Consider the following 24,635-nt stretch of genomic DNA (forward strand, 5'->3'; position numbering starts at 1 on the left):
GCGCCGGCCGACACCCCCCGGCCCCCCCCCCCCCCGGTTCCGTCCGGGGGCCCCCCCGGGGGGGGGGGGGGGGGGCGGCGGGGGGCCCCCCCCCCCCCCGGGGGGGCCCCCCCCCCCCCCGGGCCCCCCCGGGACCGTGGTCCCCTTGTGCCTGGTCCGAATGGGGCTACGCTGGCGACTAGACGTCCTGGACCCCGGCGCTTACTGCCAGTTGACACGGATGCACCCGGGCGGCCCCTGTGCGGTCGCCCGATGCTTCCCCCGCGGCCGCCGGCCCGATACCGAACCCTCCCGCCGTACGGCCGCATTCCGAGACACACGGCACCGCGCCCGGAGTCCATGACCGTGTCCTGAGGTACCAGGACGGGCTGTTCCTCCAGTCTTCCCCTCGGCAAGACACGTACGTCCTGCCCCGGACCACGGCGCCGTGCCGACCTCTTCCGGACGGAGGCACCATGCCCACCTCTCAGATGCTGACAGGGCATCGGCACGGCGCTGATGACCGGGTCCTGATCACCGGGGCAGGCGAACCCGGCAACGATCCGGTGCCACGTACGGGACCTCCCCAGAGGCTTCCGCCAGTGCACCCGGGCTCTGAGCCCGGACCCTGGAGCCCACGGTGGTGACCACACCGACCGGGACCCGAACCGCGGACGCGGAACCCCACAACCCCCAGGTCGAACGGCTCCTCGCACGTCGACGCTCGGTCGTTGCCTGGTGCGACCGTCACCTGATGGCCATCCACGCCCTGTCCACCCTCATGACGGACGACCCGGGCATCGTCGAGGCGGCCCTGTCCGAGGTGCTCTCCGACCCCGCCGACCCTCCCGCGGTCTTCGCCAAGGTGGAGAGCCCGGGCTTCGCTGTTCCGGCTCCTCACCGAGCACCCCCAGGGCCTGCTCCCGCACACCTGCCCGCGGCCAGAGACCGCTGTCCCGACAGCGCCTCTTCCCCGCTCGACCGCATCGAGCTGGCTCTCCACCTCATCGGTGACCGCTCCTGCGCCGCCGTCTCCGGAACACTCGGCCTCCCCGAGCGATCCGTCGCCGCCCGCCTGAGTTCGGGGCTGTGGGTGCTGTTCACCCCTTGCGACGGCGATACCAGCTACTCGCCACGGGGCCGGCTCTCTTCCGGGCGCCGTTAGGTCTCCCGGTGCCGCAGGCCCTGGTCGAGGCCGCCCGTTGCGCCGCTTCGACCTGGGGGCATTGGAGGCCGGAGACACTCTGCGCCTGTGGGGTGATGGCCAGAGGGCGCGTTGCTGGCCCTCGATGTACTGACGGATCACGGTCAGCGGCGCTCCGCCGCGGGAACTCTTCGGCGGGTAGTGCACGAGATGGTGCATCGACCGCGGAATGATGACCACCATCCATGGCTACACCAACGACAAGTCCCTGCTGGACGGCCCGCACAAGGACTTTCGCCGGGCCGCTCCGCGGCGCTCGGGCCGACCAAGACGCAAAGGCCAGGACACGGCTACGTCCGAGGCGGCATCCCCTTCGCCGGCGAGGTGACCGAACAGGACGGCGCCGATCATCAGCGGGATGGAGTGCGACCACAGAGCCCAGGGGTGCACACCCAAGCCCTCACGGTGCTTACGGCGGCCTCATGACCTTGATCGGCAAGGAGGGTCTGGGGCAACGGCTCGGCCGGAGTTTTTCCGTTCACAGGTGGCTGTGAGGTGGCCAGGGGCATTCGTCGGAGGCGTGGTCACGAGGGTCGGCCTGGAAGCCGGCGATCAGAGTGTCGACGAGGAAGTGGAAACTCCGCGTGAGGTCGCGGGCCATTTGGAAGCCGTCGGCGCCTTCAAGGGTGACGAACCCGTGAAGTGCTGATCGCATTGCCCGTGCGGAGTCGACTACACGTGCGTCGGGCAGGCCGAAACCGGCGAGGACGTCGAGCAGAACCTGCAACGCCGCCTCGCTGACGCGACGGTCCTCCTCGTCGCCGGCCGCTGGAGCGGGGAGGGTGGCGGCGTAGCGGCCGGGATGCTCCAGGGCCCAGTGGCGGTAGCTGTCGGCGAACGCCCGGACCGCGTCCGGACCGGAACGGCCGACGGACTCCCGGGCCAGCTGATGGGCGAACTCGCGCTTGGCCTGGACGGAGATGCCGTGCCGCAGTTCGTGCAGGGAGCCGACGTGCTTGTACAGGGACGGCGGCCGTACGCCGAGTCTGTTCGCCAGCAGACCCATGGTCAGGCCCGCCAAACCGACCTCGTCTGCGAGCGCCGCTCCTGCCGCGACGACGGCGCTCGTATCGAGGCCCGCCCTAGGCACGGGCGTGTGCTTCCAGGAAGGCCAGCATCAGGGACACCGTCTCCTCGGGGTACTGGTCGTGCGGGTAGTGGCCGGCTCCCTCGACCACCGCGAGCTCTGCGACACCGGCCTGCATCGCAGCCACGATCGCCTCGCCCTCGGCGCGCGGATCGACCCAGTCGGGGTCGAGCGAGCCCTGCACGATCAGGGCAGGGCACCGTACGTTGCCCAACTGGGCGCCGGCGTCGGTCGGTGCCGACTGCCCCATCTTCCGCATCGCCCGCATCCGGCCGGGCTCGCCCAGCATCGCCTCGATGCGGGCAAGCCGGTCGGTCCAGTCGGCTGGTTTGCGGCCCGGGTAAGCATGGTCGAGATAGCGGGACCACAGTCTCACGCTGCCGAACAGGTTGGCGCCGAGCAGCCGGAAGGCGCCCTTGCGGTAGCTCTTCGAGCGGAAGTCGCCGAGCTTGATCGACTGCGCGCGTGTGAAGGGGCCCAGCTCGATGATGCCCCTGACCAGGCCGGAATCCTGGGCGGCGGCGATGGTGGCGGCGCCGCCCGAGATCGAGTGGCCGACCAGGACGGCCGGGCCGCTGTCGATGTGGCGGATCACCGCGAGCAGATCGCCCGCGATGTCGGTGCGCGAGTAGGAAGGCCATTGCGCGCTCGACTGGCCACATCCCCGCAGGTCGACCGCGGCCACGCGATACCCCGCCGCCACCAGACTTGGCAGGACGAACCTGTACGCCGCGCGGCTGTCCCCCATGCCGTGGGCCAGGACGACCAGCGGGCCTTCTCCGGCGGCCTCGTAGGCGATGGTGCCGTCCGGGACGGAGACAAACTCAGCCATGACATCTCCTGCTTGTATAAATGCAATAGCGGAAAGCTAATCTGATTAGCTAGAAGCTAATGCCTATAGCCAAGAGGGTCAACCTCGGCCTGGTGTCAGGTGAACGCGAGGGGGGGAGGCCCAGCTGGGACGCTCTGAGTTGGGAAAGCGCTGGTTGACGGGTGGGCGGGGTAGTGGAGGAGTGGACGGCGGCGGGAGACCGCTCGGGTGAGGGTGCGGGCCAGTTCACACAGGACGCTGGCTCGCTCACCTTCCCGGAGGCCGTGGCGGCCCACAGTGTGTCCGCGTCCCCTTCTACCGTCACGAGAGCCCGTGGCCGGCGGTGCGCAGGTAGCCGGCGGGCGAGAACTGCCTGGGTAACCCTTCGCCGTCGGTGGTGGCTGCAAGACTGGCCAAAGTAACGGAGCTGAGCAGCTGTTACGGGCCGGGTCTGCGGCGACGATCACGACGGCCCCAACTCTGGCCCGCTGCCGTTGACTTGAAGAGCGGCGTGACCGAGCGGGCCCAGCGGTTGGTGGCTCTAGCGGTTGCAACGGCCCTCGTGACGGCGGTGACAGGACTGAGACAAGAAGGCCCACAACTGTCAGTGGGTCTGTCCGGTCTCACTCCGCGTGGACGGCAATGACCGGCCGTCCCGCCACGACACCAACAGGGGGAACACCATGAAGTCGGTCCGCCACAAGGCAGCCACCGCTGGCACCCTTGCCATTCTGGCCCTGGGCGGCACGCTCGCCGCGACCGCCCCGGCCTCGGCCGCCACTGCCGGCGCCTACAACGGAGCGTGCGGCGCGGGTTACGAGGTCTTCACCTCGACTCCGATCAAGTCCTCGCAGACCACCGTGGCCGCCACCGCCTACGTGGCCTACAGCTCCGCGGACAAGCAGTGGTGTGCCGTCACCGTGCGCAACAAGCCCGGCGCCCGCGTGTTCATGGAGGTCACCCTGGACACCTGGCCGACCAGCAGCACCCCGGCGACGGACGCCGGCTCCTACACGACCTTCGCCGGCCCGGTGTACAAGGACCTGCCCAAGACGGGCCTGTGCATGACCTGGAGCGGTTCCATCGACATCTACTACAACTCGGACATCGGCCTGTGCCCCTGACCTGACGGCTGTCGGCGTGATCGACCTCCGGGTCGGCTACGCCACCTGCGCGAAACTCAGTTGATTATGATCCGCATGTCTTACCGGGAGGGACCATGGCCGAAGGCCACAGCGACCAAGGCACGAACAACGTGGAAACCTCTGACAATGTCGTGGATGAGCGGACCGCAGTTGAACTGGTGTACCAGCCCCAGTCTGCCGACACCCTGGTCGCCCTGCGGGTCCGTGAGCGGATCAAGCGGGTCGGGCCACTGCTGCGGGGTGCATTCCTCTTCCTGGCGGTAGGAAACTGGCTGCTCACCACCGTCGCCCACGGCAGTGTCGAGGTGTTCTCGACAGCTTTGCTCCTGTTTGTCGTCTTGCTGCTGTGGGGTTACCCGCGGATACAAGCCGCCCAGGTGCAGCGGCTCGTCGGATGGCAGGGCGAGTACCGCGCCACCGTGTCTCCGGCCGGTATCACCTGCCGTACCGACCACAGCACACTGATCCAGAAGTGGTCCGTTTTCCAGGGTTACCGGGAAACGGCAGATCACTTTGTCCTGCTCAGCCGGGATCCCAACATCCTGTGCCTCGACGTCTTGCCCAAGCGGGGCGCGCATGAGGCGGGGGACCTTGAGCGGCTACGGGCGATCCTGGACCAGTACACCCCTCGCGTGTGACAGGTGTCCGCCGTTGTGGCAACAGGCGCGCCTCTGTGGCGACTATCGTGTCCCTCCCTTCGTAGCGTAGAGACCATGCCTGCAGGGTGGGCAAGCCCGGACGCGTGGGACGGGCCGTGCGCTGCCGGAAACGCTCTGCGGGCCCGCCTCGACAGCGTCGGTGTCCAGCAGCACGTCGAACTCAGGCCCTTCCACCATCCCCCCCATCGGACGCAGCCATAGCGTCTGGAGGATGGACCGCCACTACGGGGAAGGGAGGGCGTTCCGTAGATGTGCCGGTGCTGCAGCGCGCCGGCCAGACGCCGGTGCGAGCAGTCTGTGGTGTGGTGCGGGTTGCTGTGGCGGCAGGACGAAGCCGCCCGTCGGTTTCCCCCGTGGCGGGCGGCTCGTGGCCTTGAGCGTTCAGAGATCGAAGTCGGCGGCGGTACGGATTCTTTGCAAGAGAAGTAACCGCAGCCTGCGCACCTGAACAAGGCCCACCGTAGCGGGGCGGCCGCCGGCCGAGCATCTGAATTACGCGCCGCCCGCCGGCCCGCCGACCGCATCCGCAGAGTTCTCTTCGAGGCGCAGAGCGTCGAGCTGCTCCTGCCGCGGCTGCCGTCGGCTCTGGCTCCTGCTCCGGCATGCAGCGCCGCGTAGGCGTCGCGGTCGCAGGCTCTGAGGACAAGCACTCACGTGGCGACGTTGCGGGCAGCAGCCCGCCTCCGACGCGGATGCGGCGGATGCGGGCCGGCACGGTGACGGCCTGGACAAGCCCTCGGCGTGGGGAATGTCGCGGGGGGAGGAGGACGCCGATCGTGCCGGACGCTGCCTGCGGGCTCATGAGCAGCGTCCTTGGTGTTGTCCCGCGTGATGTGGGCCGGGTTCCGTGCGCTGGGCCACGTCCACCGCGGCGGCGGCGCGGTCACGGGTGTCGGCGGCGGGAGCGATGAGGATGGCGGAGGCGACGAACACCAGAACCACCACCATCGCCGAGCGCAGCCCGTAGTGGTCGCCCAGGAATCCGAGCGCGGGCGGCCCCACGAGGAAGGCGAAGTAGCCGATGATGGCGACCAGCGAGACGCGGGCGGTCTGGTCGGGGCCCGAGTCGCCCGCCGCGGAGAGGGCGACTGGGAAGCCGAGGGAGGCCCCAAGTCCCCAGAAGAGTACGGCTGTCGCCGCTACGGCAGAGTTGTCGGAGAAGATGACCAGGAGGAGTCCGACGGCGCCGGAGATGGCGCTCGCGCGGACGACGGCGGCCCGCCCGAAGCGGCTGAGGAAGAAGGTGCCGCTGAAGCGTCCCAGGGTCATCGCCGCTGCGAACCCCACAAAGACGAGCGAGCCCATCGCGGCGTCGAGGCCGTGGCCGTCGACCATGAGCAGCGGCAGCCAGTCGTTGGCGGCGCCCTCGGCCAGCGCCATGGCCAGCACGATGGCGCCGATCAGCAGCAGCTTGCGGTCCCTCCACACCTGCGGCTTTGTTTGTTGCCCCGGAACCGGGCTCGGACTCGGGCCCGGCGTCGATGTGGCGGCGCTGATGCCGATCCCGGCGGGAATGGCACGCAGGGCGTGGACCAGCATTGCCGTGGCGATCAGGGCGATGACCGTCAGGTGCCAGGAGACGGGAAACGCGGCGGCGGTGGCCACCATTCCGACCGAACCTCCCACTACCGTGCCCAGGCTGAAGCAGCCGTGCAGTGTGGGCAGCACCGCGGTTCCGGTGATGCGCTCCACGTCGGCGCCGTCCACATTGACCGCCACTTCGCCCCCGCCCATGCCCGCGCCGAACAAGAACAGTCCTGCGGTGACCAGGGACGCGGACGGCACGGCGCTGCCCACCGCGATGACGACCGTGCCCGCGATGATCAGGAGCGTGCCGAGCGCGATGACCGGCCGGGTGCCGAACCGGGACACGCAACGACCGGAACACAGGATGCCGATCATCGAACCGACGGACAGCCCGAACAGGACCAGCCCCATCTGCCCGATGGACAAGCCGAGTTGATCGCGGACATCGGGGGTGCGTGTGACCCAGGACGACATGGCGATGCCGGGAAGAAAGAACAAGAGGAACAAAGCCTGACGGCGTCGGCGTACGGCGCGGTCTGCCACGGGGATCTCCGCTGGGTTCGGAGGAAGAGTTCGGACGGCGATACGTCGGATCGCTCGCGAGTATGGGCACACTCGGCCGGCGATCGACAAGCAGGGCGGACGGTCGGCTGGATCCGGAGGCGCGCGTGACCACCCCGCTGGGCTCCGGCGGAGAAGAGCTACTGGTCGGCCCTCACCGTACGTGTCACCGGTCGAGGAAGGAGTTCACTCAGGCAAGCGCGCAGGCGGGCGCCGCCGACCCGGGGGCGCGTCAGCTTGTGGGGCCGAACATGTAGGCGTTGGCGACGTCGATGAGCTCGGCCCAGACAGCGGGGGTGGTCGGTTCGCCGTGGCCGGGCAGGATCGTGTCGTAGTCGGGCCCGGCGGCGAAGCGGTCGATGTTGGCCTGCCAGCCGTCGAAGTCCTTGTCCAGGAACCACAGGTGGGTGCGGTTGTGGACGACGTCCTGGGCGACCAGGACGCCCTGCTCGGGCAGCTTGATCACGAGGGTGGTGTGGATCTCGCCGCCGGTGATCTTCTTGAACACGAACGGGATGCCGTCGATGACCTCGGTAGTGGTCCGGGTGCGCGTGGCTGATGACGAGGCGAGCGGCTTGCCGAGCTGCTTGGCGTAGGCGGCGACATCGTCGGCGTAGGCCAGGACGAACTGCGCGTTGACGGCGATGATCCGCGACGGCGTCTCGATCAGCTGGGTGGTGACGTCCAGGCCGTCCTCGGGCGAGGCGTAGCTGTGGATGCGGACCGGGCCCTTGCCGATGATGAATCCGCGGCCCCGGTGTCGGTACCCGCTGTCAGCACAGAGCGGTGATCCTGATCCCGACCACCGCGCCTGTGCTGCGCAGAGTCAGCGCCGCAGGGCCTTCGTGACGCACGCAGTCGAAACGGCCGAGCGTGGTCTCCCTCCCGTCCGGTCCGCCGACGGTGATCCCCTCGGTGATAGCCATGACGAGCAGGGTCTCGCCTGTGGCGCAGGCCATCTCCGTTCCCCATGAGGTGGAGGCGGTGATGATCTGCACCTTTGCCGTTGCCCGGCTCCTGCGGGTCATCACGTTCACATTGCGGACCGCGCCCGCCTTCAGCCGACAGTCTGTCGCTGCGTCGCCGGAGAAGGCGAAGGGTCTCAACGGCCCGACCTGATGTGGTGTCCCGTCCACAGTCAGCACCATGCCCTCGCCCTCGACGAGGGTGATCACGCGGTCGATCCCGGGAAAGGTGGAGAAGGAGCCTTCCGCGTCTACGTCCGCGACACTCACTCGCCAGTCGAAGCCGGCCTCGGGCTCCATCGAGGTCAGGGGCGCGTGTACGGTGCCTGACGCGACCTCTCGGGTCGTACCGCCGCCGTTCTTCCACGGCATGCTGCGGTATTCGCTCCAGCGCAGAGCATTTCCGTCCATCCGGCACCGCCTCCTGCGTGCGCTTTGTTCTGCTGCAGCTACGGCCAGGTGGCGTGTAGCGCTGAGTCACTTTACGAGCCGCGGTGCTAGGCCCCTCTCCAGGCTCAGGCCGTGGCTGGCGAGAGCAGAGTTCGGTGGGAGATCGTGCCGCTGTGCCGGAAACGGTGATGGCTTTCGCGGATCGACTGGCGTGGCTCGGTCAGTCGGTTGCTGCGGACGAGTAGGCCGGCTCGGAGTGGTCGGCCGGCGTGGACGGCACGATGTCTTCGTTGGTCGCGGCCCAGCACCGAGACATCCCGGTCTTCGTTCTGGAGCCGGCGGTTTCCCTGGGCGGGCTCGATATCTCGCGCATCGGCCTGGGAACGGCCCCGACGCTGTGATCACAGCCCTCAGGAAGATCATTTCAGCGGCGGGTCTGAAATCCCTGCCCGCCCAGAGGCATACGGCCCGTGACTCTGCCGGGCCGAGGTCAGTAGAGCCAGCGGTCCAGGAGCCCTGGCCAGAGAAACCCCTCGTAGCCGTCGAAGGCCGGCGGATCGATCTCCTTCAGCTCCTCGGCCAGCCGGTGCAGCTCCGCGAAGGCCCGCTCTTCCTCCTCTTCAGAGGTACTCCTCGGGGCCGTCCGGCTCGCTGAGAAGCTCTGAGGCTTTAACGCGACTGCCGTAACAGTGAAGGACGCTGAGCCACACGCCGACACCCGAGTTGGCGAACCACGCCTCCCCGTCAGGCGTGACGAAGTAGACCGCCCCGGTCTCCGGCTCGACGCCGAACGATGACCGCTCGGCCGGCTCCTCGGGGTCCGCGACCTCGGTGAGACGGTAGAGCAGACTTCTGGACGTGAGCAGGGCTGGCTCAGACTCGCTCTGGATCACGACTCGTTCGATGAGACGCGGAGCTACCGGGATGCCCACCTCGACGAGCTGCGCCTTCATGCAGCCCGGGATTCGCCAGCCGACCACCGTGTCCCGTCCGGCTCGCGTGACACGCCCCAGACCGGCCCACTCGATCAGCTGGTCGTACGTCGCCATCGAACGATCCTCTTCCGTCGGCTGTGGCCCTGACCCTGACGAGCCGGTCTCAGGTCACTGCACGGCCGCCCTTGCGGAACGGCCCTTCGATCGCTGATGAGACGTCTGGCCGACCGCGCCTACGGGTGTGTGTCCGTGATCGCGATGACCTCGTCGAGGTGGTCCAGGGTGGCCTGCAGGTCGTCGATCTTGGCCTGGATGCGCTCGCGCTCGGCTCGCAGCATGGCTCGTTGCTCGGCGTCGGTGTGCCCAGAGTCGAAGCAAGGCAGGAGTTCGGTGATCCTTCGGCTGGTCAGGCCGGCGGCGAACATCTCCTGGAAGAAGCGCACCAGGGGGATGGCGTCCTGCCGGTACAGGCGCTGGCCGGACGGGCTGCGCTCCGCGATGAGCAGCCCTTGCTGCTCGTAGTAGCGCACGGCACGCACTGAGACGCCGGCACCCCGTGCCACCTCGCCGATGCGGATCAACCGCTCTTCTGCGGCCACTGTGACCGTCATGGTGATTCCTCTCACCCCTAGCCCTGGCGATCAGCACTTGCCTCTGACGCTAGCGTCAGGTTTTAGCGTACCGGCCATGGATATCAACAACTCCGTCGCCCTTGTCACCGGAGCCAACCGCGGCCTGGGCCGCGCCTTCACCCAGCGCCTGCTCGAACGGGGCGCCCGCAAGGTCTACGCGACGGCCCGCCGACCGGAGACCGTGGACCTGCCCGGGGTCGAGGTGCTGCCCCTCGACATCACCGATCAGGCATCCGTGAGGGCCGCCGCCGAGGCCGCCCCGGACGTCTCGCTCCTCATCAACAACGCCGGAATCAGTACGGGGACCGACCTGGTGACCGGTTCGCTGGACACCATGCGGCACGAGCTGGAGACCAACATGTTCGGCCACCTGGCAATGATCCGGGAGTTCGCGCCGGCGCTCGCCAGGAACGGCGGGGGCGCAATCGTCAACGTTCTCTCCGCCATGTCGTGGTTCGGGGGCAAGGGTGCCAATGCCTACCACCTGACCAAGGCCGCCGCCTGGGCCATGACCAACGGCGTCCGCCTGGAGCTCGCCGAGCAGGGCACGCTCGTCACAGCGGTACACCTCGGCCTGGCCGACACCGACATGGCGGCGGGCTGGCCCGTGGACAAGCTTGCTCCGTCGGACCTGGCCGACGCGGCGCTCGACGGTGTTGAGGCGGGCTCCGCCGAGGTCCTCGCCGACCAGTGGAGTCGGGACGTCAAGTCCCGTCTGCCGCTGACGCCGGAAGAGTTCAGCGCCGCAATGGACCGCGCCCTGGCGGCGCTGATGGCGGCCTGAGGCGCCCCTCGTGCCGCGCGGACTTCGGTCGGCTTATTCTCCAACGGCCTCTCGAACGCCTCTACTTGAGGTTGAACTCGTGGTGTCGTGTCGCTGATCAGGCGGTCCGATGGTCAGGCCGGTCTTGGCGAGGCAGCCGTCTATGAGGTGACTGCGGTACTGGATGAGGCGTAAGCCACGTCGTATGCGCTGGGCGAGGTGTCCCGGGGGTACTGAAGGCGACGTTGCAGAGCCATCCGCGTCGCAGGAGAGACCGTATGCCTTCGGGCGGCAGGTAGTAGATGGTCGGCCACTCCCGGGCTGCCGCCCACTGCCGTAGGCCGGCGGCTTTGGGGACGTTGAGGTTGTCTCAGACCGGGACGGCCGGGTCACGAGCCCGACCCACTCCAGCAGCGCGGAGCCACCTTCGGCTTCGCGCTGCGCCCAGATGCGTGGGGGGTCGTGTACGGCCTCGAAACCGTGAGCCGCACTCGTCATGACTCATCCTCGACATCTCGAGTGTCAGGAGGACGTCACGTACCCCTCACGCAACCGCGGCCAGAGCCAGACAGCCCGTACGCCGACACCTTCCGCCACCTCCGCGGGCCGGTCCGGTCCGACCCCCGCTGCTGGTCTGCCAGTTGAGCGCGGTCGAGCCCGGCCACCTGGCCGTCAGCATCGGCACCCTGAGCCGGAGTGCTTTCCCCGCGGGCTGCCACTGAGCGGCCTGAGACAAGAACTGCATCCTCAACGGCGCAGCCGAATGCGCCGACCCGCTCCGGCTGATACGGCTGTCCGGCCTGACTGAGCAGAGCACCATGCGCGATATCACCGCCACCCGCCCCGAACGAGTTATCAAGCTGCGGGGGCAGCCGGCTGGTTCAGCCGTCGAGGGTGGCGAGCCAGTCGGTCAGCAGGCGGTTGACGTCGTCGGGGCGCTCCTGCTGGATCCAGTGGCCGCAGCCGTCCAAGAGGTGGGAGGCCGACAGGCCGGGGAGGGTGGTGGGGTAGGCGTCGATGGCGTCGGACATCCAGGTGGTGGAGGCGTCCAGGGCGCCGCCGATGAACAGGGACGGCTGCTTGATCGGAGCTCCGCGGTGCGGGGCGAGGTCTTGCCAGTCTCGGTCCATGTTGCGGTAGCGGTTGAGTGCGCCGGTGATCCCTGTGCGTTCGAACTCCCCGGCGTAGACGTCGAGATCGTCCTCGCTCAGCCAGGCCGGGAGGGCCCCGGTGGGGAAGCGGTCGCGCAGCCGGCCGCCGCGGGCGACGAAGTGCGGGTCAAGCGCGCCCTGGCCGGGCATGGTGTCGGCGGACAGGGCTGCGTAGAAGCCCGCGAGCCAGCCCCGGACATCGGGCTCGATCTCCGCCTCGGCGCGGCCGGGCTCTTGGAAGTAGGAGACGTAGAACTCCTGCTCGGGGCCGCCGATCTGGCCGAAGATGTCGGTGGGGCGGGGGCCGCCGGGCGGTGCGTAGGGGACGCTCAGCAGGCCGACGGCGCTGAAGACGTCGGGGTGCAGCAGCGCGGAGGCGGCAGCGATGTTGGAGCCCCAGTCGTGGCCGATGACCACCGCGTTCTCCTCGCCGAGGGCGCGCACGACGGCGACGTTGTCCTCCACCAGGTCGAGCATCCGGTAGGCGTCGGTCGCTTCCGGCTTGGAGGAGCGGCCGTAGCCGCGCACGTCGATGGCCACCGCCCGGTAGCCGGCCGCGGCAAGGGCCGGGAGCTGGCGGCGCCAGGAGTACCAGGACTCGGGGAAGCCGTGCACGAGCAGGACCAGCGGGCCGGTGCCCTGCTCGACCAGGTGCAGGCGCCCGGCCGGGGCCGCGACGGTGCGGTGGCCAAGCTCGGCGGTCGGTTCGGGCTGCATGGGCTTCTCCTCGATTCGCGGGCGGACGCAGCTACCCGTCGATCATGCGGCGTGGCGCCCGCTCGACGCGATCAGCCTTGCCACTCTGGCAAACTCGCAGAACAGAGTGGTGGAACGGCAGGGCAGGCACGACACGGAGGAGCGTGCGAGGTGGCAGTCGACGACGTGGACAGCACGCTGGCCGCGATGGGGCCCCGGTTGCGCGCCGCGCGCGAGCACCGCGGCGCGACACTCGCCGGTGTCAGTTGTGCGACCGGCATCTCCACCAGCACGTTGTCCCGGATCGAGACCGGCCGGCGCAAGCCCACCCTGGAGATGCTGCTGCAGCTGTCGAAGGAGTACGGCCTCTCCCTGGACGAATTGGCCGGCACGGCACCCGCCCCCGCGGCCGAGCCGCGCGCCATAGGGCCGCTGAGCTTCGGCGACGACAAGGCGGTGCTGCCGTTGACTCGGTACGTCGGCGGCCTGCACGCCCACAAGCACATCCTGCCCGCCCTCGAGGATCCGCCCGCGCGGCCGCGGCAGGTTTCCCACGAGGGCTACGAGTGGCTGTGTGTCCTGTACGGGCGGCTGTGGCTCGCACTCGGCGACCACGACCTCGTCCTGACTGCCGGGGACGCCACCGAGTTCGACACCCGCACCCCGCACGGGGTAGCGAACGCAGGCATCGGCGGGCCTGTTGAGTACCTGATCATGTTCGGCCCTCAGGGTGAGCGCCTACGCTTGCGCACCGCTCCGGGCGCCGGCTCCCCGAACCCCCGGCCCCACGCGCACACGAGGTCCCGGCGCAGCGGCGAACGGTGAATCAACGCGAGGCCCGCGGAAGGCGTCCACCTCGTTGACGGTGCCAATGGATTCATCTCGCTGACGGAGTGGTGGGCTTGTTCGTTGTCCGAGCTGCGGAGAGTGGTGACAGGACCGCCCTCGTTCGCATGATCCGCTCGCGCGCCGAGTGGATGCGCCACCAGGGTCTGCGGGACTGGGACGCCTGGATGAGCAGCGCCGACCTGATGGCCGCCAGGGCCACTAGGCCGCGAACGGCCGCCTGGCTGCTGGTGCATGGGGACGGATCGGTCGTCGGTTGCACCACGGTGTCCGCCGTTGTCCCGGACGAGGGGTGGACCGCGCGCGAACGTACCCAGTCCGCCCTGTACTTGAGCACCACATGCACTGATCCGGCCTGGCGTGAACACCGGCCTGGTACCCGGCTCGTCACGTGGGCGCTGGCCTACGCGGGCCAGACGGGAGCGGCGACGCTCAGGCGCAGTTGCCAGGGTCCGGGACTGCTGCGCCTCTACCGCGACGTCCAGGGCTTCGACCTCGTGAGAACCGTGAGCGACGGCGGCTCACCAACACACCTGCTCGCGAGGGCGACCAGCGGCGGGCCGCCGAAAGCCGGGTCTCTCTGATCGGCGCTTCTGACGCCTCCGCTTGTCGCGTGCGCCCGCTGTCACCGGTGACGGTGGCAGCGGGCACACGCGTGGTTCTGCCGGCAGATCACGAGGCGTCGGCGAGGATGTGGTCTCGGGAAGCGGCGACCTCGGCGCGCAGAGCAGCCACGTCGACGTCCAAGAGCCGACCGTTCCACTTGCGGACCTCGCCGGCCACGAACACCGTGTCGATGTTGCGCGGGTCGGATCCCAGCACCACGGTGCCCACGGCGTCGTTGAGCGGCATGTTGTTGATGTCCTCGGCTCGGATGACGAGCAGGTCGGCCTGCTTGCCCACCGTGATCGAACCGGTCACGTCCGCCAGCCCGTTGGTGCGGGCCCCCTGCAAGGTGGCGAAGTCCAGCACGTCGCGGACACCGATGCGGGACGGCTCCCGCTCCGTCCCGTAGACGGCGTTGACGGCCCGCATGCGCTGGATGGCGTGCAGCGCGCGCATCTGGGTGAACATGTCGCTGGCCAACGCCACCTCCACGTCGATGCTCAGCCCGGGCCGTACTCCGACGGCGAGCGCCTCGTCGACGGCAGGGATGGCGGTCTCCAGACCGATCTGGGCGTCCGAGGTGGGCGCCAGGGCGATCGTCGTACCACTGGCGCCGATCGCCCGCCAGGCCTCGCCGGTCAGTCCCGTGGCGTGGATGAGCGTCACATCGGGCCCGAGGAGACCGTGCCGCTCCCAGGTGAGGACGGCCTGCGAGGACGACGTGCCGAACACGGCGTCGACGCTCACGCCGATACCCAGATCGCGGGCGGTGCGGGCGAGTTCGGCGCCGTAGGCCAGGCTCGGTCCGGCGATCTCGTCGGTGGCCAGGGCGGCCAGCCGGAACGTCAGCAGGTCGCTGCCGTACTGCCCTTGAAGTCGGGCGAGGTCGGCCGGCCACTGCTTGTCCCAGTCACCGAAGTGAGGGGCCATCGCGGCGTGCACGCCGCGGATGCCGGTGTCGATCAGGGCCTGCACGGCGGCGTCGGAGTGCTCGGCCGTACGGGAGTTGTGGGAGAAGTCCAGCATCGTGGTGATGCCGCTGTCCAGCGCCGTCAGCGCCGCCAGCTTGGTGCCGATGTACATGTCGGCGGGCCGGTACACCGGCGCGATGCCCAGCAGCGTGCTGGTGACGTATCCGGCCAGATCGTCGACATCGGGCATGATGCGCCGCAGCTGTGCCTCCCAGGCGTGCCGGTGGGTGTCGACGAAGCCGGGGGCGACGATGCAGCCGGCCGCGTCGATGACCACGGCGTCGGCGATCGTGCCCTGTGCTCTCAGGTCCGGTCCGACAGCCGCGATCACGTCGCCCTCGATGAGCACGTCCCCCTCGTCCAGCACGCCGATGACAGGGTCCATGGTGACCACGGCGGCACCCGTCAGCAGGACACGGCGAGCCGGAGCGGCCGCACGCTGACGCAGTTGGGCGAGCTGGGACTGACGAGTGGTGTCGCTGGAATACATGAGCGCATCCGTTCCTGAGGGGCCCGGTCCGTTGTGCGGGGCCGTTGATGTGCTCAGACTCCACCGGTGTCGCGGTGGCAACCAGGCCGCCGGTTTCCTGGGTGCGCGGCACCCAGTCACCGTCCCGCCGAGGCGGCACGATCAGGGCGATGTCCTTGGTATTACCGAAGGGGTGCCGCGCAGTTCGGCGGCCCACAAGTACTCCCGGCGTGCCTGGGCACGCGCGCGCCACCTGCTGACCACGCCGGACCGGACGTTCGGGACCGACGAGGTACGGCGACACCCGGCACGCTGGCTCGCGGCCCGGTCCGACGCCCTCCCGGAGCCTGCGGGACCCGTACGGCAGCAGTGGGAGGAAGCCGTTCTTGCGGGCGGCCGGGGTGGCGGTGCCGGTGTTCTCGCGAGAGGTGCCGCACTGGCTGCTGCGTTGCCGGCCCCGCACTGCCAACGTCCCGATACGGCGGGGAGATCTCCGTAAGACATCCCCGCGAGCGCTGCCCGCGACGCGGCCTCTTTGCATCCGCGCGGGCGCTGGTGCCGTTGACCGTCCCGGTCAGGCAGACGGCGACCGCAGGGCGGGCATCCGGAGCCCGGCCAGGAACCTGCCGGGCACATGCCAGGGCGGGGAGGAACAGCACGTGCTGTTCCTCCCCGCCCTGGCATGTGGGGCGCTCAGACAGCCTGAGCGGTGGGAAGGATGGTGATCTCGGTGAGGTTCACGTGCCGCGGCACGGCAGCCATGAAGGCGACGGTCTCGGCCACGTCGGTGCCCTGAAGGACGTCGATGTCGTGGATGAGGTCGGCCATCAGCTTGGAGGCGTCCGGGTCGGTCACGTGGTCGGGCAGTTCCGTGTCGACCATGCCGGGCTCGATGGTGGCGACGCGGACCATCTTGCGGCCCAGCTCGACGCGGAGCAGTCGCGTGAGGTGGCTGATGTAGGCCTTGGTGCCGGAGTAGATGGAGAACTTCTCCAGGATGCGAGTGGCCGCGATCGAGGACGTGTTGATCAGATCGGCCGGCCTGCCCGCGGCGGCAGCCTCGGTGAGGTGGGGCAGGAAGGCGGCGATGACGTTCATCAGACCGGTGATGTTGAGGTCGATCTGACGCTGCCACTCATCGACCTTGAGTTCCTCGATGCCCGAGATCAGCTGGACGCCGGCGTTGTTGAACACCAGGTCGGCCTTGCCGAACCGGGCGGCGACCTGATCCGCGGCCGCCTGCACGGCCGCACGGTCGGTGACGTCGACGGCGAGGGCGAGAGCCGTACCGCCGGCCGCCTCGATGTTCTTCACGACGCCGTCAAGGCGCTCCTTGCGCCTGGCGAGCACCACCACGCTGGCACCGAGTTCGGCCAGGCGCTCGGCGGTGACGGCGCCCATGCCGCTGGACGCGCCGGACACGACGGCGACACGACCGGTGAGCGGGGTTCCGGTGAGCAGAGCAGACATTGCGAGGACCTCATTCTTCGAGCAGCAGGGAACTGCGGTTTCACAAAGGGGGAGCGGGGCCCGGCCGATCGGACATGAGAGGGGTCTTCTTGGTCGGCCGGGCCGCTGGGGCTGCGGCCGCCGTCCAGGGCAGAGACGGCCGCGGTCAGATCAGGCGTCGTCGTGGGCGGTGGCGGCGGACTTCTCGCTCCAGGGCTCGAGGTCGTCGCGTATCTGCTGGATCTTGACCTCGAGGCGCTCGATGGTGTCCCGGCCCAGGTACAGGTGGGTGGGGAGCTTCTCGGCCGAGGCGACCTCCACGATCAGGGCGGCACCCTTGACCGGGTCGCCGAGCTGGGCGTGGTTGGCCTGGTCGATCCAGTCCAGCGTCACGTGTGCGGGGGTGCCGTCGTACTCGGCGATGCGGTGCGCGGCGACCGACAGGGAGCTGGAGTCGAGGAAGTCGGTGCGGAACACGCCCGGCTCGACGACCATCGACTGGATGCCGAACGGGGCCATCTCGACCGACAGGGCCTCGCTGATGCCCGCGACCGCGAACTTCGACGCCGAGTACAGGCTGACACCGGGCTCACCCTCGAAACCGGAGCGGGAGCCGATGTGCACGAGCTTGCCCGAACCCTGCTTCCGCATCACGGGAAGGACGGCGCGGGTGACGTTGATCAGCCCGAACACGTTGAGATCGAACAATGAGCGCGCCTCGGCGTCGGTGATCTCCTCCAGCGCCCCCAGCAGGCCGCGGCCGGCGTTGTTGACCAGGACGTCGATGCCGCCGAACTGGTCGACAGCCGCCTCCACGGCCCGGGGGATGCTGTCGTTGTCCGTGACGTCCAGCGCTACCGCGAAAACGTGCGCGGAGTTCTTCAGGTCCTCCGGAATGCGCTCCGGGTTGCGGACGGCGACGACCACATTATTTCCCGCAGTCAGAGCCGACCGAGCGATTTCCGCGCCGATACCTCGGGAGGCGCCGGTGACAAACCAAGTAGCCATGAGAGGTGAACCTCTTTCGTTGCTTCCCCGTCGCCGGGGGATTTCTTGCTTGCGGATTCGAGTGTGCCCCTGGTTCATGGCCCGATGAAGGCTGCGCTTTTCCTGGGAGTTCCACACCCAGGAAAAGCTCCGGGCGACGTCGATGACATATCAACATCCTGGTAGGCTTGAGGGATGTCTGAACCGCGATGGCTCACGCCGGGTGAGGCCGAAGCCTGGGCGACGTACCGCAGGCTGCGCCGTGAGCTGCAGCGGGCCCAGGACCAGCAGCTTCAGCGGGATTCCGGGCTCTCCGCAGCCGACTACGCACTGCTCGCCCCGCTGTCCGAATCGAAAGACGGGGTGCTGCGGGCTCGAGACCTCGGCGCCGAGGTCGGGTGGGAGCGCAGTCGGCTTTCTCATCAGATCAGCCGCATGGAGAAGCGCGGCCTCGTGACCCGTGAAGCCTGTGCCGCCGACGCCCGTGGTTCGATGGTGCGTTTGACCGGGCATGGCCGGTCCGTGATCGAAGCGGCCGCACCAGGGCATGCCGAAACGGTGAGAAGGCTCTTCTTCGATCCGCTGACGCCCGCGGAAGCGGACTCCCTCGGTGTCCTGCTCGAAAAGATTCTGAAAGCCGTCGAAAAGGGCAAGCCCGATTAGAACTCATGCGAGCGTGATGCCCGGGAACTTAAATACCCTGACTTTTTCGCGACCTATTCCTCGAATATTCCGCGGTGCGACGACGGCCTGCCGCATTCCGTCCGGGACGCCTACGGGCGAAGGCCTGCAAACACCGGCGCGGCTCCCGCGGCGTGAGGAAAGTGGCCTTCTTGTGGGTGGAGGCGTACCCGGCTCCGAGGTCGTGTCCCTCTTCGTGGAGTAAGCGACCTTGCTTGACGCGTTCCGGCAACCGCGCGTCGGCCACGCCATGGGACACGGCTCCCGGATCGCGCGGCGGCTGACCTGCCGTCAGCGCCAGGCGCGGCCCCCGAACCGCGCCGATGCGGCGATGACCTCCGGATTCCGGCGCGTTGATCCGCTGCACCACCTGGCGGGACGCCACCGGCTCCGGCCGCGCCGGACGCGGGATCCTTCGCGTGGTGCGGTGTGCTGGTGGGCACGGATGAGTCGGTGCGGACAGCGGTCGACCTGGCGCGCGCCGCAGCAATGCGGCCGATTGCCGGGCGGCTGAGGTGATTTCGCCCTCGGTCGGTCAGCTTGGGAGCGGTCATTCTGGCGCCCGGGCCACGGGTGAAAGGCAAGCGTCGGATCGTGTCCCACGAAGCGGTGGAGAGCTGTGGAGCTCGGGGCTCCGCAGGTCACGGCCGCGGTGCCCGCGAAGCGTTGTTGCAGATCGGCGTCAACCGCCGAGAGCAGCATCGGGAGCGGATCCTGGCGCTCGTGCGCCAGGCGTGGTGAGCTGCATCCGGGCTCAAACGGCCCGGCTCTCCGCACCACTTGGCGGGACACCACCGGCAGTGATTGCCAGCCGGCCAGGGACGCGTTCGTACTTCGTCCACGCCGCGAGATCGGCGGCTCCGACGCCACTGCCCAAATGTCGGCCGCGTGAGCACACCGTTCCCACCGAACTGCACGCGGATGGTGCGGCTCCGCGTCGAGTCAGGTGTCGGAGGCGGGTTCTTGCTGATGAGGGAGGGCCGGCGCGGTCATGGACCCCAGCAGCGCCAGGGCATCCGCCGAGGGAGAGCGCGGATCGGCCTGGAGAATGATCAGCTGCTGCCCCGGCGAGCTGCGAATGTTGAGGGCTTCGTGGCGCAGTTCGATGTTCCCCACCGCGGAGTGGTGCAGCTGCTTCACCTCGTAAGGGGGGACCCTGGCGTACTCACGCGCCCACAGCGTACGGAACTCGCTGTTGCGGACCGACAGTTCGCCGACCAGCTCGAGGACGCGGGGGTCGTCGGGGGTGCTCGCGGCGCTTTGCTGCAGGTCGGCGACGGCACGCGTCTTGGCCCGCTCGGGGCTGCGGTAGAAGGTGCGTGCCGCCGGATCGAGGAAGAGCATGCGCAGGACGTTGTCGTGCTGGGCGAAATCCGCGTAGAGAGCATCGGCCAACGGGTTGGTGGCCAGGATGTCCTGCGCATGGCCGATGACGAAGGCCGGGGTCTTGGTCCAACTTTCGATCAGTTGCCGCAGGTGGGGAAGGACGCGTTCGACGCGGGCAGGGGACTTGGTCCGTCGGCCGGCCGGCTGGGCCAGGCTGTACAGTCGGCGGACGTCGTCCTCTCCCAGCTGCAGCACTCGGGCCACGGCGTCCAGCACGCGTCGGGAGGGAGCCAGTTCGCGGCCCTGCTCGAGCCGCGTGTAGTAGCTCGAACTGACCCCTGCCAAAGCGGCGACCTCGTCGCGGCGCAAGCCGGGCACCCTCCGACGGCCGGTATGGGGCAGGCCTGTGTCCGTGGGGCTGAGGTGTTCCCGGCGGGCGCGGAGGAACTGACCCAGTCTTTCCACTGTGTCAGGGGGCGTGTCGTTGTCCATACCGTCGAGGCTAGGGCGAAAAAGCCGAAGAAGGATCTGCGGACGGTGGGTGCATTACACCCAGGAATGAAGGGCCTCCATGCGCGGAGGGCGGCGGTAGGGGATGCCCCACGACGGCTGCGGCGATGATCTGGGAAATCCCAGTGATCAAGACAGCTAGCTACTCAACGTAAGGGGCGCGCGACGAGATGCCATATTACATGCTGGACACCTGTAAAAGGTGGGAAAGCGACTAGTGTGACCGGCATGAGCAATGGGACGCCGTTGGGTGATTTCCTCAGGGCCCGCCGCGAGGCCTTGAAGCCTCATGACGTCGGTCTGCCTGAGCACGGACGCCGTCGAGTCCGGGGGCTGCGCCGGGAAGAGGTCGCGCTGCTGGCGGGGGTGAGTTCGGATTACTACATCAGGCTGGAGCAGGGCCGGGAGTCCAGCCCGTCGCCCCAGGTCGTCGATGCGGTGGCACAAGCGCTGAAGCTGAACGAGGAGGCCACCGACCATCTCAACCGCTTGTGTCTGGCCGCTTCGCAGCGTCCGCGCGGCTGGGGCAGTCAGGAGCAGGTCAGTCGACAGTTGCTGGAACTGATGGACGGCTGGGAGCACACCCCTGCCTTCGTCCTCGGCCCCGCACTCGACGTGTTGGCCGGCAACTCCCTGGCCACGGCCCTTCATAGCGGGTTCGACCAGTTCGACAACCTCGCGCGCATGGTCTTCGCCGATCCGGCGGGGCGCGACTTCTACCAGGAATGGGATCGAGCCGCCCACTCCTGCGTCGCTGAGATCCGTGCCGCCTACGGCTACGACCCCGAATCGGAACGGATCGCCGAGGTCGTCGAGGAACTGTCTCTGCTGAGCGAGGAGTTCGCCGAGATCTGGCGGATGCACGAGGTGAAGAGCAAGTCCCAGGAGGGCAAGCACCTGCGGCATCCTGAGGTCGGCGATCTGCACATCAAGTTCGCGGCGTTCACCGTCAACGGAGCTCCGCACCAGCAGTTGGTGGTCTATCAGGCCGAGCCCGCCAGCCCCACCGCGGCCGCCTTCGAGAAGCTCCGGGCCGCGGCCACCGCCCCCAAGCGGGCGACCGCTGCTGAACTCACGCCCGGCCTTGCGGTGAACGAGCTTTAGTGCCGGATTCCTACGAACGGTGAGAACGTGCCGTCGCCGTAGGAAGCGGGTTGAAGGCGCGGGTCTTCCTCATATCCAGGGCCCGGCGCGGTTGTTGGGGTGGGTTGTTGCGAGGGGGGTGGCTTGCTCGATCTCGGGTGGGCCTGCGAAGGGCTGTCCGGCGAGGGAGACCCTGCGGAAGATGTGCCACCAGCCTTCCTGGAAGGGTGTGAGGACAGGGTGTCGGTGACGACATAGATGTCACCGGCGAGGTTGGCTGCCTCGGAAGAGAGTGCTGGTAGAAGGTCCTGCTGCGGGAGAAGGCAGTCATGGTGCCCTTGTGTATGTCCCGCATACCCATAGCGCCGTCGACCCAGGTCGTCTCTGGCCCACGGATGTAGTCGACTTTGGACCCGATGCCGCGTCCGGCGCCGGCGGGAACGTGCGGGGGGATCGCCGGTCCTAGCTCATGGGCGCAGGCGACACCCCTCGGCCGGCAGGATCCGGCGGACCTGGCTGCGGCCAATCCCTATGACCAGTCGGTTGGCCTCGGAGGTCAGCGCGTCAAGGGTCCGCTTTGGCGGCCGGGCTGATCCGCGTCGGCCAGCTCGCTGTCCTCCTGCACGGTCAGTCGGCCAGCCCCCGACTGTCTGACCAGGCTGATGATCCTGGAGCGTTCGGCTTCGGTGATCCGCCGTTTGCGACCCTGGCGGCCCAGGTCTTCGATCCCGTCCAAGCCTGAACGATTGAAGCGGTACAACCAGCGGCGGACTGTCTTGGGGCTTCACCTCAACTCGTCCGCGACAGCCGGGACTCGCTGCCCGGACCAGCTCAGCTCGACCATGCGTGGCCCGCATCATCAGATCGCCCGGCGCCTTGCGCGCTCGCGACTGTCGAAGCACGAGTCTCTCCTCGTTCTCGCCACGGCGCGGCAGTGCCCGTGACACCACCGCCCAGCATCCGCCCGCGTACCGGTGGTGTCCCGCCAAGTGGTGTGGAGAGCCCGGCCGTTTGGGTCCGGATGCTGCTCATCACTGCCTGGCGCACGAGAGCCAGGCTCCGCTCCCGACGCTGCACTCAGCGGTTGACGCCGATCTGGGCAACGCTTCCCGTTCACCGCAGCCATGACCTGCGGAGTCTCGAACTCCACATCTCTACACCATTGCGTGGGACACGATCCGCGTACCGAACCACCCCGCCACGAGGACTGATACCCGGCAAGAGAGGAATCCAGCACCAGCCGCCTCCTGCCGGCCGGTCCTCGACTCCATCGGGGCCGGCCGCACGCTCGAGGGGACCCTGGCCCCCTCGCACCCAGGAAGAACGCTGCCTTCACCCGATGAGCCTGCCTGCTCACACTCGAGATCACAGGCACCGCGCGTCGGCCTCCGTACCGGATCGCGCGTCATCCCGAGGAGTCACGGAGCAGACATGATCACTGTTCGAGATCTTCAGACCCGCCCTCTGGACCAGGTCCACCGGCTCATCGAGCCTGGACCGGTCATCCTGATCACCACTCGGCACCGCGGCGTGCCGAACGTGATGACCAACGGTTTCAACATGATGGTCCGCCACGAGCCGGCACTGATCGGCTGCACCGTCGGCCCGTGGGACCACTCCTACCGGGCTCTGGTGGAGACCGGGGAGTGCGTCATCTCGGTCCCGACGGCCGAGATGGCCCGGACGGTGGTCGACATCGGGAACTCCTCTGGTGCCGACACCGACAAGTTCCAGGAGTTCGGCCTGACCGCACTGGCCGGGGAGAAGGTGCAAGCGCCCCTGGTGGGGGAGTGCTACGCCAATATTGAGTGCAGGGTCGCGGATGCCGGCTTGGTGGCCGCTTACCACCTGTTCCTGCTGGAGCCGGTCAGGGCGTGGACGGATCCCTCGCAACCGCAGCCGCGGCTGCTGCACCATCGCGGCGACGGCACCTTCTCGGTGGACGGGGAGGTCATCGATCTGAAGTACCGGATGACCAAATGGCAGTACCTCCTGTGACGGCGCAAGTGGCACTTCCTCATGAGGTCATGGCGGTGCCCGCTGCACTGCATCGCATGGCCGCAGGCCCGGGCCCGACGCCGTCGCCGACCTCCGGCCCTTCAGTATTGTTGATGCATCAACAAATGGGTAGGCTGGCTCGCGGTGGTCGCACCGCGCCCGCCCACCACAAAGGAGTCGACCATGCCCAGAGCAGTGAAGTTCTCGCGCTACGGCGGACCCGAGGTCCTGGAGATCGCGCAGGTCCCGCGACCGGTGCCCGGACCGGGCGAGGTCCTGGTGCGAGTGGCGGTCGCTCCCGTCAACCCGGGTGAAGCCGGCATCCGGCAGGGGGTGTTCGCGGACATGTGGCCGGCAGCGTTCCCCGAAGGCCAGGGCAACGACTTCGCCGGCTGGGTCGCCGACCTCGGCACAGGTGTCGCTGACTTCAGCGTCGGCGACGAGGTCATCGGTTACCTCCCGCGCGCCGCGCAGGCCGACTACGTCGTTTCCCCTGCCCGACTGCTGACTCTCAAGCCGAGTGACATCAGCTTCGAGACGGCGGCCCCCCTCTCCGCGGTCGGCGTGACGGCCTGGGCCGCGGTCAACGCGGTGGGCGTGGGGGCAACGGACACCGTCGTGGTCTCCGCTGCGGCCGGCGGGGTCGGCTCACTGGCCGCGCAGCTGGCCCGGCTGCGCGGCGCGACCGTCATCGGCACCGCAGGTCCCGACAACGCCGACTTCCTGCGCTCGCTCGACGTCATCCCCGTCCAGCACGGGCCCGGACTCACCGACCGGTTGCGCGCCGCCGCCCCCGGTGGCATCGACGCCTTCATCGACACCTTCGGCCAGGGCAATGTCGATGCGGCGATCGCGCTGGGCGTCGCGCCCCACCGCATCAACACCATCGCCGACGGCCGCGCCGTAGCCCGCTACGGAGTACGCCACGAAGCCCAGGAAGACGCCTTCTCGCCGCAGGTCGTCGCCGAACTCGCCTCCCTGGTGGCCAAGGGGCTGCTGGTCGTGCCGATCAGCAGAATCTACCCACTGGAACAGGTCCAGGATGCCTACCGGCACGTCCAGCAACGGCATACTCGCGGCAAGATCGTGCTCAGTCTGGTCGCCGAGGAGGAACGCGCCGCCCTGGCCCAGCAGTTGCGCGCCGAAGCGCCGGCAGGCGCCCCGGATATCCTCTGACCTGGCCGGACGGTCGCTGCCACGCGCC

Annotated in this window: 24 protein-coding genes and 3 pseudogenes; 13 read left to right on the forward strand and 14 right to left on the reverse strand. The window is 68.7% G+C overall.

Features of this window, described 5'->3' with window-relative positions:
- The first annotated feature begins 733 nt into the window (after positions 1–733).
- Together ACIOHP_RS36380 and ACIOHP_RS36385 are read left to right on the forward strand one after the other, a co-directional pair.
- Positions 734–1,144, forward strand: coding sequence for a hypothetical protein (locus ACIOHP_RS36380; RefSeq protein ID WP_401894068.1), 411 nt, complete (start codon positions 734–736; stop codon positions 1,142–1,144).
- A 196-nt stretch (positions 1,145–1,340) separates the two neighbouring features.
- Positions 1,341–1,427, forward strand: a pseudogene (locus ACIOHP_RS36385) (hypothetical protein); the annotation flags it as partial.
- 234 nt (positions 1,428–1,661) lie between these two features.
- Here ACIOHP_RS36385 and ACIOHP_RS36390 read toward each other — a convergent pair.
- Positions 1,662–2,273, reverse strand: coding sequence for a WHG domain-containing protein (locus ACIOHP_RS36390; protein WP_401894070.1), 612 nt, complete (start codon positions 2,271–2,273; stop codon positions 1,662–1,664).
- Positions 2,266–3,102, reverse strand: coding sequence for an alpha/beta fold hydrolase (locus ACIOHP_RS36395; protein ID WP_401894072.1), 837 nt, complete (start codon positions 3,100–3,102; stop codon positions 2,266–2,268). The genes ACIOHP_RS36390 and ACIOHP_RS36395 overlap by 8 nt, the downstream gene beginning before the upstream one ends.
- Positions 3,103–3,764: 662 nt before the next feature.
- Here ACIOHP_RS36395 and ACIOHP_RS36400 point away from each other — a divergent pair.
- Together ACIOHP_RS36400 and ACIOHP_RS36405 are read left to right on the forward strand one after the other, a co-directional pair.
- Positions 3,765–4,205 (forward strand): hypothetical protein, encoded by a 441-nt coding sequence (locus ACIOHP_RS36400; RefSeq protein WP_401894074.1) that lies wholly within the window; start codon positions 3,765–3,767, stop codon positions 4,203–4,205.
- Positions 4,206–4,300: 95 nt separating this feature from the next.
- Positions 4,301–4,864, forward strand: a complete 564-nt coding sequence (locus ACIOHP_RS36405) for a YcxB family protein (RefSeq protein ID WP_401894075.1) — start codon at positions 4,301–4,303, stop codon at positions 4,862–4,864.
- Between the two features lie 819 nt (positions 4,865–5,683).
- Here ACIOHP_RS36405 and ACIOHP_RS36410 read toward each other — a convergent pair.
- The 3 genes from ACIOHP_RS36410 to ACIOHP_RS36420 form a co-directional block, all read right to left on the reverse strand.
- Positions 5,684–6,955 carry an MFS transporter gene (locus ACIOHP_RS36410; protein ID WP_401894077.1) on the reverse strand — a complete coding sequence of 424 codons (1,272 nt, stop codon included), beginning with the start codon at positions 6,953–6,955 and terminating at the stop codon, positions 5,684–5,686.
- Positions 6,956–7,205: 250 nt separating this feature from the next.
- Entirely contained in the window at positions 7,206–7,481 is a 276-nt protein-coding gene (locus tag ACIOHP_RS36415; protein ID WP_401894079.1) for a hypothetical protein, read from the reverse strand.
- Positions 7,482–7,746: 265 nt separating this feature from the next.
- Positions 7,747–8,349 (reverse strand): HutD family protein, encoded by a 603-nt coding sequence (locus ACIOHP_RS36420; RefSeq protein ID WP_401894080.1) that lies wholly within the window; start codon positions 8,347–8,349, stop codon positions 7,747–7,749.
- A 248-nt stretch (positions 8,350–8,597) separates the two neighbouring features.
- Here ACIOHP_RS36420 and ACIOHP_RS36425 point away from each other — a divergent pair, with 248 nt between their 5' ends.
- Positions 8,598–8,729: a hypothetical protein gene (locus tag ACIOHP_RS36425; RefSeq protein WP_401894082.1), complete on the forward strand. Its 132-nt coding sequence runs from the start codon at positions 8,598–8,600 to the stop codon at positions 8,727–8,729.
- 219 nt (positions 8,730–8,948) lie between these two features.
- On the opposite strand, the gene ACIOHP_RS36430 is transcribed toward ACIOHP_RS36425, so the two are convergent.
- Together ACIOHP_RS36430 and ACIOHP_RS36435 are read right to left on the reverse strand one after the other, a co-directional pair.
- On the reverse strand, positions 8,949–9,377 hold the full coding sequence (locus ACIOHP_RS36430) for an SUKH-4 family immunity protein (protein WP_401894084.1): 429 nt from the start codon (positions 9,375–9,377) through the stop codon (positions 8,949–8,951).
- A 119-nt stretch (positions 9,378–9,496) separates the two neighbouring features.
- A complete protein-coding gene (locus ACIOHP_RS36435; RefSeq protein WP_361560962.1) occupies positions 9,497–9,874 on the reverse strand; it encodes a MerR family DNA-binding transcriptional regulator in 378 nt (125 codons plus the stop codon).
- 76 nt (positions 9,875–9,950) lie between these two features.
- Between ACIOHP_RS36435 and ACIOHP_RS36440 the strand changes: the two genes are divergently transcribed.
- Positions 9,951–10,679, forward strand: coding sequence for an SDR family oxidoreductase (locus ACIOHP_RS36440; protein WP_401894086.1), 729 nt, complete (start codon positions 9,951–9,953; stop codon positions 10,677–10,679).
- 33 nt (positions 10,680–10,712) lie between these two features.
- On the opposite strand, the pseudogene ACIOHP_RS36445 reads toward ACIOHP_RS36440, so the two are convergent.
- A pseudogene (locus tag ACIOHP_RS36445) lies at positions 10,713–11,028 on the reverse strand (hypothetical protein); the annotation flags it as partial.
- A 29-nt stretch (positions 11,029–11,057) separates the two neighbouring features.
- On the opposite strand from ACIOHP_RS36445, the pseudogene ACIOHP_RS36450 reads away from it, so the two are divergent.
- A pseudogene (locus ACIOHP_RS36450) lies at positions 11,058–11,141 on the forward strand (GNAT family N-acetyltransferase); the annotation flags it as partial.
- A gap of 398 nt (positions 11,142–11,539) precedes the next feature.
- On the opposite strand, the gene ACIOHP_RS36455 reads toward ACIOHP_RS36450, so the two are convergent.
- A complete protein-coding gene (locus ACIOHP_RS36455) occupies positions 11,540–12,526 on the reverse strand; it encodes an alpha/beta fold hydrolase (RefSeq protein ID WP_401894087.1) in 987 nt (328 codons plus the stop codon).
- Positions 12,527–12,676: 150 nt separating this feature from the next.
- Between ACIOHP_RS36455 and ACIOHP_RS36460 the strand changes: the two genes are divergently transcribed.
- A complete protein-coding gene (locus tag ACIOHP_RS36460) occupies positions 12,677–13,330 on the forward strand; it encodes a helix-turn-helix domain-containing protein (RefSeq protein ID WP_401894089.1) in 654 nt (217 codons plus the stop codon).
- Positions 13,331–13,458: 128 nt separating this feature from the next.
- Positions 13,459–13,935, forward strand: coding sequence for a GNAT family N-acetyltransferase (locus tag ACIOHP_RS36465; protein ID WP_401894091.1), 477 nt, complete (start codon positions 13,459–13,461; stop codon positions 13,933–13,935).
- An 88-nt stretch (positions 13,936–14,023) separates the two neighbouring features.
- Here the strand turns inward: ACIOHP_RS36465 and ACIOHP_RS36470 are convergent, their stop codons facing one another.
- The 3 genes from ACIOHP_RS36470 to ACIOHP_RS36480 all read right to left on the reverse strand — a co-directional run bounded on the left by ACIOHP_RS36470 (position 14,024) and on the right by ACIOHP_RS36480 (position 17,854).
- Positions 14,024–15,418, reverse strand: a complete 1,395-nt coding sequence (locus ACIOHP_RS36470; RefSeq protein WP_401894092.1) for an amidohydrolase family protein — start codon at positions 15,416–15,418, stop codon at positions 14,024–14,026.
- 672 nt (positions 15,419–16,090) lie between these two features.
- Entirely contained in the window at positions 16,091–16,867 is a 777-nt protein-coding gene (locus tag ACIOHP_RS36475; RefSeq protein WP_401894094.1) for an SDR family oxidoreductase, read from the reverse strand.
- Between the two features lie 150 nt (positions 16,868–17,017).
- Positions 17,018–17,854 (reverse strand): SDR family NAD(P)-dependent oxidoreductase, encoded by an 837-nt coding sequence (locus ACIOHP_RS36480; protein ID WP_401894096.1) that lies wholly within the window; start codon positions 17,852–17,854, stop codon positions 17,018–17,020.
- A gap of 174 nt (positions 17,855–18,028) precedes the next feature.
- Here ACIOHP_RS36480 and ACIOHP_RS36485 point away from each other — a divergent pair, with 174 nt between their 5' ends.
- Complete coding sequence (locus ACIOHP_RS36485) at positions 18,029–18,496, forward strand: MarR family winged helix-turn-helix transcriptional regulator (RefSeq protein ID WP_401894097.1); 468 nt, start codon at positions 18,029–18,031, stop codon at positions 18,494–18,496.
- Between the two features lie 960 nt (positions 18,497–19,456).
- Here ACIOHP_RS36485 and ACIOHP_RS36490 read toward each other — a convergent pair.
- Positions 19,457–20,332: a helix-turn-helix transcriptional regulator gene (locus ACIOHP_RS36490; protein WP_401894099.1), complete on the reverse strand. Its 876-nt coding sequence runs from the start codon at positions 20,330–20,332 to the stop codon at positions 19,457–19,459.
- Between the two features lie 246 nt (positions 20,333–20,578).
- Here ACIOHP_RS36490 and ACIOHP_RS36495 point away from each other — a divergent pair, with 246 nt between their 5' ends.
- Positions 20,579–21,454 (forward strand): helix-turn-helix transcriptional regulator, encoded by an 876-nt coding sequence (locus ACIOHP_RS36495; protein WP_361560988.1) that lies wholly within the window; start codon positions 20,579–20,581, stop codon positions 21,452–21,454.
- Between the two features lie 535 nt (positions 21,455–21,989).
- Here ACIOHP_RS36495 and ACIOHP_RS36500 read toward each other — a convergent pair.
- Complete coding sequence (locus ACIOHP_RS36500) at positions 21,990–22,169, reverse strand: hypothetical protein (protein ID WP_401894100.1); 180 nt, start codon at positions 22,167–22,169, stop codon at positions 21,990–21,992.
- 695 nt (positions 22,170–22,864) lie between these two features.
- Between ACIOHP_RS36500 and ACIOHP_RS36505 the strand changes: the two genes are divergently transcribed.
- A complete protein-coding gene (locus tag ACIOHP_RS36505) occupies positions 22,865–23,431 on the forward strand; it encodes a flavin reductase family protein (RefSeq protein WP_401894102.1) in 567 nt (188 codons plus the stop codon).
- 183 nt (positions 23,432–23,614) lie between these two features.
- Complete coding sequence (locus ACIOHP_RS36510; protein WP_401894103.1) at positions 23,615–24,607, forward strand: NADP-dependent oxidoreductase; 993 nt, start codon at positions 23,615–23,617, stop codon at positions 24,605–24,607.
- Positions 24,608–24,635: the final 28 nt, after the last annotated feature.

The sequence above is a fragment of the Streptomyces sp. NPDC087859 genome (genome assembly GCF_044742595.1).
Taxonomy (GTDB): Bacteria; Actinomycetota; Actinomycetes; order Streptomycetales; family Streptomycetaceae; genus Streptomyces; species Streptomyces canus_F.